Below are 11,415 nucleotides of genomic sequence, written 5' to 3'. Positions count from 1 at the left end.
CTCAACGATAGATGCCGATGAACTTGCGGTAAGCCTCCGGATTGCTCAGTACGTCGGTGTTGTCGGCGAACTGGTCGATCGAGCCGATCAGTCCGCAGCGCGCGACCGCCTCGTCGGTCACCGTGGCCAGACACGCGCGCACGAACCGACCGGCGTCGATGACCTGCGCGGGACGCGTGAAGTACGGCCGCGGCACCGGGTCCAGCTCCTCGGTGAGGTCCAGCGCGTTGTGGCGGCGCGCCACCAGTTCGTACGCCGTGACGAGCGCCCGCTCGCGGTCCTCGAAGCGGACGGCTCCCGTCGCGTCGGCGAGCGCCCGATCCAGACCGTCGGCGTGATCCAGCCGCGCGAACGCCGTACCCAGCCACTTGGTGTACGGCGCATAGGTCCGCGACTGCAGCAGCGCCAACCGCATCACGTCCCGCACCAGGCGTGCGGTGACCACGCGCGACCCGAGCTCGTCACCGACCTCGTAGGTGCGCTGTACGAACGCCTCCTCCTGCGCGATCCGCGACCACTGGCAGGCAAGCATCCACCGCCACACCTGGTCCGGGTACCACGCGAGGGCCTCACGTACCGCGGTCAGCCGTCCGTCGTCGGCGTACACCTGACCGGCCACCACACCGAGCAACTGCTGCTGCGGAGTCACCAACCAGTCTGCAAGCTCGATCCCCTCCGACGCGTCGAACCCGAGCTGTCCACGCAGCCAGTCCCCCAGCGTCGCGACCGTGACATGGTGTCCGGCCTCCTGGCTGTCCCAGCCGAACCGCACCGCATAGCCGTCGTACTCGTCCGGCAGCCCGTCCTCGACGGCTTTGCGAACCCGCTCGACCTCGCCCGCGTCCACCAGTACGACGACCCGCGGTCCCCACCCGTGGTCCATCGAACGCTCGGTGTCGTACCCGAGCACGTCCGATCCCCAGCCCAGCAGTCCGGCCGCACACCCGACGTCTCCCACCAGAGGCGCGATCACGTCGGCGTGGAACCCGACGCCGATCTCAGCCGCACTCCGGAACTCGGTCATGCCGCCTCCTCCCGACGCAGCACGGCCCACAAACCCCAGCCGGCATGTGACATGACCGCAGACCAGCCAGCTCCGGAGGCCTTCTCCAGTGCGGCCAGCACGGTCCCGATCGGCACGTGGTGCGGTGCGTCCTCGCCGAGCGCGTTGGACCACACGACCACACCATCTGGCGTCAGTGTCCGTACAACCTCGTCAGCAAAGAGAGGCACGTCGGCCAGAACGACCGCCTGTGCCGAGGCGTCGCCGGCGGGCAGCTGCGAGGCGTCACCCAGAACGCGCCATGGAGCGGGTGAGCGGCTCAGCATCGCCCAGGTGAGATCCAGACTGACCACCTTCGGCCAGACGCCGTGGATGAGCTCGGACAGCAGTCCGGTCCCGCAGCCCACCTCCAAGCACAGCCCGGCAGGCCACGGTCCACCACGCTGCAGTGCGTCGGTCAGTGGGACAGCACGGTAGCCACCGCGCTCACCGTCCCAGGCCGGCGCCAGCTCGGTGTAGCGGCGTACGACTCGCTCGGCCTCCTCGTGCGACCAGGTGGCCGGGTGCTCGGCCAGCTCACGCGAGGCCTGTTGACTGGCGGCTGCTTCCGGCCGTACCGGCTTCCCGGGGTCTGCCGGTACGACCCGTGTCAGCTCCGTGATCTGACCCACTACGTCACCTTTCCACTCCGAGCAGCTCTGGTGGCCCGTCTACAGTTACCCCGGTGAAGGCTTCGCATGTGGTGTGGGACTGGAACGGGACGCTACTCAATGACAATCACGCCGTACTGGCTGCGGTCAACGAGGTTTGTGCCGGCTTCGGGCGGCCGGAGCTGAGTTGGGTCGAGTGGCAGGCCGCCTACGCGCGGCCGATGCGCGTCTCGTACGAGCAGATCCTGCAGCGCACGCTCGACGAGGAGGAGTGGGCGCGGGTCGACAAGCTGTACCACGAGCGGTACGACGCGCTCCTGCACACCTGCGAGCTCGCCGGCGGCACCCTCGACGTACTGCGGGAGTGGACCGAGAGCGGGCTGACCCAGTCGTTGCTGTCGATGTGGTTCCACGCCCGGCTGACGCCGACGGTCGACCAGTACGGCCTGACGTCGTACTTCACCCGGATCGACGGGCTGCCGGGTGACATCGGCGGCGGGTCGAAGGCCGACAGCCTCGTCCGCCACCTCGAAGCGCTGCGGCTCGACCCCGCGAACGTCGTACTGATCGGCGATGTCGTGGACGACTGCGACGCCGCCCGCGCAGCTGGAACCCAGTGCATCCTCGTCTCGACCGGCGCCATGTCACGCGATTCCCTGGCGGCCACCGGCGCCCCGGTCACCTCATCGATCGCCGAGGCGCTGCGCCGGCTGCACTGAATCACCGGCGGGCAGCCGGCGGTAGAGCTCGTACAGCTTGAGGATCTCCCGGACATCCGCGAGCGTGCCCTTCTCGATCGGTTTCCCGGCCAGCAGCCGCTCGCAGAAATACACCACCTCGGGGACGTAGCCCAGGTAGAACAGGTTCTTGTTGTAGAGCTGCCCGAGCGAGAACTCCGGCTCCCACCGCAGCGGCGCTACCGCGTCGTCGGTGACGAACGACGCGGCCCGCCCGTACGGCAGCTCCGCCCCCGCGCGGTAGTAGGTGATCCGTACGCCGTTGTCCACCACGACGTTCGCGCCGTCGCCGACCACCTCGACCCGCTCGAGCGGCGCACCGGTCGCCGAGCCCGACGCGAGGTGCAGTGTCCCCACCGCGCCGGACTCGAACAGCAGACTCGACACGCTCGCCCCGGTCCGCGGCTCCCACTCGTAGCTCAGGCGCCGCACCGGTCCCATCAGGTGGGTCAGGATCGCGCCCGGGTGGAAGATGTGGTCGAGGAACCCGATCATCTTCACGTCGTCCGAGCGCAGGTCCGGCGCCGGCAACGACTGCGGGTACCGCACCGAGATCGAGGACGCCGTACCGAACTCCGGCGTCCGCAGGATCGACTTCACCTTCTCCATCGCGGGCGTGAAGATCTTCTTCAGCCCGGTCATCACCGTGCGCCCGGTCTCGTCGGCGACCGCCTGCAACCGATCGAGCTGCGCGAGCCCCGCGGCGGTCGGCTTCTCCATCCACACGTGTGCTCCGGCCCGCAGGCAGTCCTGCGCCAACGCGGTCGCCTGCACGTCACCGTCGTCGGTGTACGACGTGACGATGAAGACAGCATCCGGTTGCTCCGCCGCGAGCATCTGCCGGTGGTCGTCGTACGCCGCCGGCGCGCCGAACGACCGGGCATACGTCCGCGCCCGGTCGAGTTCCACGTCGCACACCGCGACCAGCTCGACCGGCGCGTACTGGAACGCGGGATAGACGTTGCGGTACGAGTGCCCGCCCGCACCGATGAAGGCACAGCGCAGGCGCTCGGGGTACTCGAACTGGTAGGTCTGGTACGGCACTGTCATCGCGGGGCTCCTGCCACGAGGCTCGACGGACGTCCTAGACGGATTGCATGGTCAGCAGGTACGCATCGACCGCGGCCGGGCTGAGGGCGTGCTCGACGACCATCATCGCGGCGCCGTACAGACCGGCGTCCGCGCCCATCGTGGCCGGCTCGATCCGTACGTCGCCGGCCGGACCGGACTGCGCCGACCGCGCGATGCTCTCGCGGATCCCCGCGATCAGCTGGTCCTCGGCCTCGGCGAGATAGCCCCACAGACTGATCACGGCCGGATTCAGCAGGTTCACCACGCTCGCGAGCACCTCGCCGATGTCCCGCCCGGCCATCCGCACCGCCAGGCCGGCCTCGACGTGGCCTGCTCTGGCCAACGCGGCCACAGCCCGCGCGTTCGGCGCATCCACTCCACCGGCCCGCAGTCGCAGGGCCAGCGCGGCGCCGCTGGCGACGGCGTTCAAACAACCCAGATTGCCGCAGCTACAGGGCTCTTCGGACGCCCCGACGCGGGTGTGCCCGATCTCGCCCGCGAGCCTCGAGACGCCCTGCACGACCTTGCCGTTGACAACGACTCCGCAGCCGATGACCGTACCGGCCTTGACGCTGATCAGCACCTCCGGCTCGTCGGTCCGGGCACAGTGCTCACCGAACGCCAGCAGGTTGACGTCGTGGTCCACGAAGACCGGTACCGCCCGCCAAGCCGCTAGCGCAGCCTGGACCGTCTCGCCGGACCAGTCGACCCTCGGCGCGTGGGTGGCGAGCTCGATCCGGGCCGGCATCCCGACACCGATCCCGTGGACCTGCGCCGGGTCGACGCCCAGCCGCTCGAGCAGCTGGCCGAACTCGGCGATCGCCACGTCGATGACCGGCACGGCGCCGGTGGTGACGTCGATGTCGGTCATCGTGCTCGCCAGGATCTCGCCGGACAGATCCGTGACCGCGGTCCGGACCCCGGAGATGCCCAGCTGCGCGGCCAGTGTCACGCCGGACCGCGGGTTGAAGCTCAGCGTGGACGCCGGGCGGCCGCGGGACCCGACCGCCGTCGGACCGTCGAGCGACAGCATCCCGGAGGCGAGCAGCACCTCCAGCCGGTCGTTCACGGTCGAGCGGGCGATGCCGAGGTGATCGGCGAGCTGGCCGGTGGTGTTGGCGTCACCCCGCCGGACCAGCTCGAGGATCTCGCCGGCCCGGACGATCCGGGACGGGGGCATCCGCCGCCGGGCGGGCTCTGTGCTCATCGAATCTCCTCTGCAACCGCGACGTTCAGGGTACGACGACTCGATTATGTCAGAATCAACATCTTTCTGTTGACGATCGACATTAAAGATCCTACGCTCGCCGAAAACGCCCTCCTGAGGAGCACGCGATGAGCAGTTCAGGACTCACCCGGAGACAACTGCTCCGGACCGGTGGAGCAACAGCAGCCGCCGGACTGGGAATGGCCGGCCTGGCCGCCTGCGGAGGTTCGGACGACGCCGGCGCGACGGACGGCAAGCTGAGCTTCATGTACTGGGGATCGGCCTTCGAGAAGAAGGCGATCGACGAGATGCTGAAGAAGTACGCCAAGGAGCACAAGGGCGCGAAGGTCGACCCGATGTTCGTGCCCGTCGCGAACTATCCGACCAAGGTGTCCAGCCTGGTCGCCGCGAACACGCCGCCGGACCTCGGCTACCTCGGCACGTCGCAGATGTACGACCTGGCCCAGAAGGACCTGATCCTCAACCTGTTCCCCTACCTGGACAAGTACCCGGCGCTGAAGGACCGGCTGCCCAGCAGCTACTTCTGGTACGGCAAGGACAAACTCGCCGCGAACCAGCTGGCCATGGGCGTGCAGATCCTCTACTACAACACCGACGCGTTCAAGGCGGCCGGTGTCGACCCGGCGCCGTTCACCGCCGGGACCGCGTGGAGCTGGGACGACTTCGTCCAGGCTGCCGACAAGCTGACCGTCGACCAGAACGGCAAGCACCCGTCCGAGGACGGTTTCGACGCGGGCAAGGTGAAGCAGTTCGGCACCATCGCTCCGTTCGGCGGCGGCGGGCTGTACAGCTTGCTGCGCTCGAACGGCGCCGACATGGTGAACGAGGACGGCACGAAGTTCGCGCTCGACTCCGCCGCGGCGATCGACGTACTCAAGAAGCTCCAGGACCTGATCTACGTGCACCGGGTCGCGCCGACCCCGGCGCAGCTCGGCAAGAACGCGCCGACCACGGCGGTGCAGCTGCAGACCAAACGGGTCGGGATGGTCATCGACGGCAACTGGCAGATGCTCGACCTGATGGAGGGCAAGGTGCCGTTCGGGGTCGCCGTCCTCCCGAAGTTCCAGGAGTCGCTCACCATGACCGGGGGCGCCGCCGGCGCGATCTTCGCGAAGACCAAGCACCCGGAGGAGGCGATCGAGCTCTACCTCTACTACAACGACCCGGAGCACGTGGACCTGTTCAAGGACGGCCTGTGGGCTCCGCTGCAGAACAAGTACTACACAGACCAGGCCGAGATCGACAAATGGGTGCTCAAGGACAAGTACCCGCCGAACTTCCAGAGCGCGGTGGTCGAGACGACGCTCAAGCACGGCGTCACCGACTGGGGCCAGCAGATGAAGAACTCCGAGCGGATCCACCAGGTGCTCGACCCGGCGATCGAACAGATCAGCCTGAACAAGGGCGCCCCGGTCGACATCGTCAAGGCGCTGAAGCCGAAGATGCAGGCGCTGCTGCAGGGCAAGTGGCCGAGCCAGGAGCTGTGATGGCCTCCTCCCCGATGAAGCAGGAAGCCCGCTGGGGCGTGCTGCTCGCGCTGCCCGCGATCATCGGCTTCGTCGCCTTCACCTTCCTGCCGATGATCGCGTCCGCGGTGATCAGCCTGACCGACTGGACCATCGGCGCGGCCCCGAAGTTCGTCGGGTTCGCCAACTACAAGCGGATGTTCACCGCCGACGACAGCTTCTTCAAGTCGCTGTGGTCGACGCTCTACTACACGCTCGGCGCCGTACCGCTGCTGCTGGTGGTCGCGTTCGCCGCGGCCATGCTGCTCAACCAGCCGGTCCGCGGGCAGGCGTTCTTCCGGGTCATCTACTACCTGCCCGCGATCGTGCCGATCGTGGCCAACTCGATGCTGTGGATCTGGTTGTTCAACCCCGACTTCGGGCTGCTGAACACGCTGACCGAGAAGGCCGGGCTGCCCCGGTCGCAGTGGATCTTCGACGAGAGCACGGCGATCCCGTCGCTGATCCTGATGTCCGTGTGGGGCTTCGGCAACGTCGCTGTCATCTTCCTGGCGGGACTGCAGGGCGTGCCGCGGCAGCTCTACGAGGCGATCGCGGTGGACGGCGGCGGCGCGTGGCGGAAGTTCCGCCACATCACGCTGCCGATGATGACGCCGACGATCTTCTACAGCCTGGTGACCAGCGTGATCGGCGCACTCCAGGTCTTTGTCCAGGCCGCGGTGATGACCGAGGGCGGGCCGAACGACTCGACGCTGTTCTACATCTACTACCTGTACCGGACCGCGTTCACGAACAACGAGATGGGTTACGCCAGCGCGCTGGCCTGGGTGCTGTTCCTGGTGATCATGGCGGTCACCGTGGTGCTGTTCCGCAATTCCAGTCGCTGGGTCTACTACGAGGCCGGGAGTGCTCGATGACCGCCGTACTGGACAAGCCGGAGACCGTCGCGCCCGCGCCGCCGGCGTCCCGGCCGCTCGCACCGAAGGGCATCGGCAAGAAGATCCTCGTCTACGTGCTGCTGATCGCCGGCGCGGTGCCGACGCTGCTGCCGCTGATCTGGCTGATCCGGAGCGCGCTGATGGACTCCGGGCAGATCTTCGTGTCGCCGCCGGAATGGATCCCGAAGCCGTTCGCCTGGGACAACTTCACCGGCGCGCTCACCCAGGTCCCGTTCGCGCGGTACTTCCTGAACACGCTCGTCATCGAGGCCGGTGTTCTGATCGGGACGATGCTGTCCTGCTCGCTGGCGGCGTTCTCGTTCGCGCGGTTGCGCTGGAAGCACAAGAACCTGGTGTTCGGCATCCTGATGTCGGGGGTGATGCTGCCGTACGCCGTGACGCTGATCCCGACGTTCCTGTTCTGGCAGAAGCTCGGACTGGTGAACACCTACGTCCCGCTGATCCTGCCGCACTGGTTCGGCACCGGGGTGTTCAGCATCTTCCTGCTCCGGCAGTTCTTCCTGTCCATCCCGTACGAGCTGGACGAGTCGGCCTACATCGACGGCGCGACGCCGTTCCAGGTGTACTGGCGGATCATCCTGCCGCTGTCGAAGCCGGCGCTGGCGGTGGTCGGCGTCTTCACCTTCCTCGGGGTGTGGAACGACTATCTCGGGCCGCTGATCTACTTGAACGACTCGGACAAGTACACGCTGGCGATGGGGCTGGCGTCGTTCCAGGGCACCTACACGGCACAGTGGGGCTACCTGATGGCCGCGGCCGCCGTCGTGCTGCTGCCGATCGTGGTGCTGTTCGCCTTCGCGCAGAAGTACTTCGTCGAGGGCATCGCACTGACCGGACTGAAAGGCTGACATGTCCTCCATGTACAAGGTGACCGTGCTCTACGGACCGCCGGACTCGGCAGAGGAATTCGACCGGTACTACGACGAGACGCACATCCCGATCGCACAGAAGATGACCGGGCTGAAGCGCTGGACGGTGTGCCGCTTCGACCCGGCGCCGGACGGTACACCGCCGCAGTACCACTACCAGGCGGAGCTGTACACCGACAGCCGCGCCGACCTCGAGCTGGTGCTCGCGTCGCAGGCGGGCCAGGACGCGAACCAGGACCTGGACAACTTCGCCACCGGCGGCGCCGTGTTCCTGTTCGGCGAGGAGCGGGAGGTACCGGTATGAGCATCGACGTCATCGTGGTCGGACTGGGGTTCGGCGCGGACTTCGCGCCGATCTACCAGGCGCATCCGGACGTCGGCCGGGTCGCGGTCGTCGACGCGGACCCCGCCCGGACGGCGGCAGTCGCGGACCGGCTGGGGATCGCGGAGCGCTTCGCCAGTCTCGACGAGGCGCTCGCCGCACCCGGGTGGGACGCCGTCCATCTGCTGACGCCCGTGCGGTTCCACGCCGAGCAGGTGCGGCAGGTACTGAAGTCCGGACGGCACTGCGCATCGGCGGTGCCGATGGCAACGACTCTTGACGACCTGGACGCGTTGATCGCCGCCCAGGACGATGCCCAACGCAACTACATGATGATGGAGACCGCGGTGTACTCGCGCGAGTTCTTCCACGCCCGGCGCCTTCTGCAGGACGGCCGGCTCGGACGACTCAGCTACTTCAAGGGTGACCACCTGCAGAACCTCGACGGCTATCCGGAGTACTGGCGCGGCTATCCGCCCATGCACTACGTCACGCACGCCCTCTCCCCCGCGCTCGCGCTCGCGGACACGCGCGTCGAGTCGGTGCGCTGCGTCGGGTCCAGCAGGCTCACTCCCGACCACATCGGCGTCGCGGGCGACGGGTTCGGCACCGAGGCCGCGCTGTTCAAGCTGGCCGGGGACGACCTTGTCGCCAACGTGACGATGTCGTTCTTCCAGCTCGGGCGGAGCTACCTCGAGGGATTCTCGGTGTACGGCGACGAGGGCGCCCTGGAATGGCCGCAGCTGGAGGGCGGACCGATGAAGGAGTTCCGGATGGCGCCGCTGACCGAGGACCGGCGCGGCCGAGCAGTGAACGTGGTCGACGTGGAGCCGGACGGGTCGCCGGAGTCGCTCCCGGAGGTCTTGCGGCCGTTCACCTCCGGCGGGCACGGCGGTTCGCATCCGCATCTGGTGCACGAGTTCGTGTCGAGCATCGTCGAGAACCGCACACCCCGGGTCGATGCCAGGACGGCAGCGACGTGGACGGCGCCGGGGATCTGTGCGCACCAGTCCGCGCTGCAAGGCGGCGCCGAGATCCAGGTCCCGGACTACGGAGCTCGTTGATGACCGTGATCGCGCTCGTCGGCGCACTCGACACGAAAGGAGCGGAGTACGCCTTCCTGGCCGACCGGGTCGCTGCCCTCGGCGCCACTCCGCTGCTGATCGACATCGGCGTACTCGACGAACCCACCGTGCCGGCGCGGATCGGCCGGGACCTGATCGCCGAGCTCGGCGGCGGATCGCTGACCGGCCTGCGAGCAGGCGCCGATCGCAACGCGGCGATGACGGTGATGGCGCGCGGAGCGGCCAACGCACTCGTGGACCTGGACGTCGACGGTGTGCTTGCGGTCGGCGGGTCCAACGCGGCGTACGTGATGGCCGAGATCTGCACGCGGTTGCCGTTCGGCTTCCCGAAGGTGCTGGTCTCGACGATCGCGGCCGGCGACACCCGGTCGTACGTCCGCGAGACCGACCTGACGCTGATGTACCCGGTCGTGGACATCAACGGCCTGAACCGGATCAGCCGGCCGGTCCTCGCCAACGCCGCCGACGCCTGCGTCGGGATGGCGCGCAGCCGGTACGCCGAACCGGCGGACGGTGCACCCCTGGTCGGGGTGAGCATGTTCGGCGTCACCACCGCCGCCGGGTCGAGCGTCGTCCGCGGCATGGCGGATCGCGGGTTCGAGGCGCTGACGTTCCACTGCACCGGGGTCGGCGGCCGGACGATGGAGTCGCTGGTGCTCAACGGCACGATCCAGGGCGTCGCGGACCTGACCACGACCGAACTGGCCGACGAGCTGGCGGGCGGGGTGTGCTCGGCCGGTCCGACCCGGCTCACCGCCGCGGCGGTGCGCGGCGTACCGCAGGTGGTCAGCGTCGGCGCGCTCGACATGGTCAACTTCTACGACGCCGTACCGTCCGCGTTCTCCGGCCGGCAGCTGTACCCGCACAACCCGGCGGTCACGCTGATGCGGACGACGGCCGAGGAGTGCGCCGAGCTCGGGCGCCGGATCGCGGACCGGCTCAATCCGTCGACGGCGCCGGTGGCCGTGCTGTTCCCGCACCGCGGGCTGTCCCAGCTGTCCGTGCCGGGCGGGGTCTTCTCTGACCCGGCCGCGGACGAGGCGCTCTACCTGGCTCTGAAGGACGGGCTGCGGCCCGGAATCGACCTGCACGACTTCGACACCGACATCAACGACCCGGTGGTGTCCGGCACCGCCGTGGATCTGCTGGCCACCTGGCTGGAGAAGGAGACACCGTGAACACCAAGTCGCGTACCGAGCTGCTCACCCAGTTCCGCCAGAAGGTCGCCGAGGGACGGCCGATCATCGGCGGCGGCGCGGGCACCGGCCTGTCCGCCAAGTGCGCCGAGGCCGCCGGCCTCGACTTCGTCGTGATCTACAACTCCGGCCGGTACCGGATGGCCGGCCGCTCCTCGATGGCCGGTCTGATGCCGTACGGCGACGCGAACGCGATCGTGATGGAGATGGGCAACGAGGTGCTGCCCGTGACCGACCAGCTGCCGGTGATGGCCGGTGTCTGCGGCACCGACCCGTTCCGCGACATCCCGCGTTTCCTGGACCAGGTGAAGGCGGCCGGGTTCGCCGGCGTCCAGAACTACCCGACCGTGTGCCTCTTCGACGGCATGATCCGCGCGAACCTCGAGGAGACCGGCCTCGGCTTCTACCGCGAGGTCGAGATGATCGCCGCCGCGCGCGAACGCGACCTCGTCACCCTCGCCTACGTCCACAGCGAGGACGAGGCGAGGGCGATGACCGAGGCCGGCACCGACATCCTCGTCCCGCACATGGGCCTGACCACGAACGGCATGATCGGCGCCCGCACCGCGCTCACCCTGGACGACTCGGTCGACCTGGTGACCCGCCTCCGCGACGCGATCCTCGCCGTCGACCCCGGCGCTCTGGTGATCTGCCACGGCGGCCCGATCGCCACCCCGGACGACGCCGCCCACATTCTCGCGAAGGTCGACGGCATCGTCGGCTTCCTCGGCGCCTCCAGCATGGAGCGCCTCCCCACGGAGGTCGCCATGGTGGACCACATGCGCAGCTACCACGCCATCCGCCCGACGGCACCCTGACCTCACGCCGG

12 protein-coding genes are annotated in these 11,415 nt (G+C 68.5%); 8 read left to right on the top strand and 4 right to left on the bottom strand.

What is annotated here, in order from left to right; genetic code table 11:
- Position 1: 1 nt before the first annotated feature.
- Positions 2–1,024, bottom strand: coding sequence for a DUF4037 domain-containing protein (locus ACIA58_RS20000; RefSeq protein WP_396405211.1), 1,023 nt, complete (start codon positions 1,022–1,024; stop codon positions 2–4).
- Positions 1,021–1,674 (bottom strand): methyltransferase domain-containing protein, encoded by a 654-nt coding sequence (locus ACIA58_RS19995; protein WP_396405210.1) that lies wholly within the window; start codon positions 1,672–1,674, stop codon positions 1,021–1,023. Before ACIA58_RS19995 ends, ACIA58_RS20000 begins: the two co-directional genes overlap by 4 nt.
- A gap of 53 nt (positions 1,675–1,727) precedes the next feature.
- Here ACIA58_RS19995 and ACIA58_RS19990 point away from each other — a divergent pair, with 53 nt between their 5' ends.
- Positions 1,728–2,372, top strand: coding sequence for an HAD family hydrolase (locus tag ACIA58_RS19990; protein ID WP_396405209.1), 645 nt, complete (start codon positions 1,728–1,730; stop codon positions 2,370–2,372).
- Here the strand turns inward: ACIA58_RS19990 and ACIA58_RS19985 are convergent.
- Positions 2,337–3,440: a Gfo/Idh/MocA family protein gene (locus ACIA58_RS19985; protein WP_396405208.1), complete on the bottom strand. Its 1,104-nt coding sequence runs from the start codon at positions 3,438–3,440 to the stop codon at positions 2,337–2,339. The two genes, ACIA58_RS19990 and ACIA58_RS19985, sit on opposite strands and share 36 nt — an antisense overlap.
- Positions 3,441–3,474: 34 nt before the next feature.
- Positions 3,475–4,668 (bottom strand): ROK family protein, encoded by a 1,194-nt coding sequence (locus tag ACIA58_RS19980; protein ID WP_396405207.1) that lies wholly within the window; start codon positions 4,666–4,668, stop codon positions 3,475–3,477.
- 128 nt (positions 4,669–4,796) lie between these two features.
- Here ACIA58_RS19980 and ACIA58_RS19975 point away from each other — a divergent pair, with 128 nt between their 5' ends.
- Genes ACIA58_RS19975 through ACIA58_RS19945 form a run of 7 tightly spaced genes read left to right on the top strand, consistent with a single transcriptional unit; the run spans position 4,797 to position 11,404 of the window.
- Entirely contained in the window at positions 4,797–6,176 is a 1,380-nt protein-coding gene (locus ACIA58_RS19975; protein WP_396405206.1) for an ABC transporter substrate-binding protein, read from the top strand.
- On the top strand, positions 6,176–7,072 hold the full coding sequence (locus ACIA58_RS19970; RefSeq protein WP_396405205.1) for a carbohydrate ABC transporter permease: 897 nt from the start codon (positions 6,176–6,178) through the stop codon (positions 7,070–7,072). Before ACIA58_RS19975 ends, ACIA58_RS19970 begins: the two co-directional genes overlap by 1 nt.
- A complete protein-coding gene (locus ACIA58_RS19965; RefSeq protein ID WP_396405204.1) occupies positions 7,069–7,962 on the top strand; it encodes a carbohydrate ABC transporter permease in 894 nt (297 codons plus the stop codon). The genes ACIA58_RS19970 and ACIA58_RS19965 overlap by 4 nt, the downstream gene beginning before the upstream one ends.
- 10 nt (positions 7,963–7,972) lie before the next feature.
- On the top strand, positions 7,973–8,287 hold the full coding sequence (locus ACIA58_RS19960) for an EthD family reductase (RefSeq protein WP_396405203.1): 315 nt from the start codon (positions 7,973–7,975) through the stop codon (positions 8,285–8,287).
- The gene (locus ACIA58_RS19955) at positions 8,284–9,369 is read left to right on the top strand and encodes a Gfo/Idh/MocA family protein (protein ID WP_396405202.1); all 1,086 of its coding nucleotides are present in this window, start codon (positions 8,284–8,286) and stop codon (positions 9,367–9,369) included. Before ACIA58_RS19960 ends, ACIA58_RS19955 begins: the two co-directional genes overlap by 4 nt.
- Complete coding sequence (locus ACIA58_RS19950; protein ID WP_396405201.1) at positions 9,369–10,568, top strand: Tm-1-like ATP-binding domain-containing protein; 1,200 nt, start codon at positions 9,369–9,371, stop codon at positions 10,566–10,568. Before ACIA58_RS19955 ends, ACIA58_RS19950 begins: the two co-directional genes overlap by 1 nt.
- Entirely contained in the window at positions 10,565–11,404 is an 840-nt protein-coding gene (locus ACIA58_RS19945; protein WP_396405200.1) for a phosphoenolpyruvate hydrolase family protein, read from the top strand. Before ACIA58_RS19950 ends, ACIA58_RS19945 begins: the two co-directional genes overlap by 4 nt.
- Positions 11,405–11,415 lie beyond the last annotated feature (11 nt).

Origin of the sequence: Kribbella sp. NPDC051586 (assembly GCF_044453965.1) — a bacterium.
Lineage (GTDB): Bacteria > Actinomycetota > Actinomycetes > Propionibacteriales > Kribbellaceae > Kribbella.
Note: the sequence above shows the minus strand (reverse complement) of the source record. Positions and strands in the feature narration are given on the sequence as shown.

Coding starts and splice junctions, on each gene's coding strand:
- ACIA58_RS20000 (WP_396405211.1), bottom strand. CDS start 1,024: ATGACCGAGTTCCGGAGTGCGGCTGAGATCGGCGTCGGGTTCCACGCC.
- ACIA58_RS19985 (WP_396405208.1), bottom strand. CDS start 3,440: ATGACAGTGCCGTACCAGACCTACCAGTTCGAGTACCCCGAGCGCCTG.
- ACIA58_RS19980 (WP_396405207.1), bottom strand. CDS start 4,668: ATGAGCACAGAGCCCGCCCGGCGGCGGATGCCCCCGTCCCGGATCGTC.
- ACIA58_RS19975 (WP_396405206.1), top strand. CDS start 4,797: ATGAGCAGTTCAGGACTCACCCGGAGACAACTGCTCCGGACCGGTGGA.
- ACIA58_RS19970 (WP_396405205.1), top strand. CDS start 6,176: ATGGCCTCCTCCCCGATGAAGCAGGAAGCCCGCTGGGGCGTGCTGCTC.
- ACIA58_RS19965 (WP_396405204.1), top strand. CDS start 7,069: ATGACCGCCGTACTGGACAAGCCGGAGACCGTCGCGCCCGCGCCGCCG.
- ACIA58_RS19960 (WP_396405203.1), top strand. CDS start 7,973: ATGTACAAGGTGACCGTGCTCTACGGACCGCCGGACTCGGCAGAGGAA.
- ACIA58_RS19955 (WP_396405202.1), top strand. CDS start 8,284: ATGAGCATCGACGTCATCGTGGTCGGACTGGGGTTCGGCGCGGACTTC.
- ACIA58_RS19950 (WP_396405201.1), top strand. CDS start 9,369: ATGACCGTGATCGCGCTCGTCGGCGCACTCGACACGAAAGGAGCGGAG.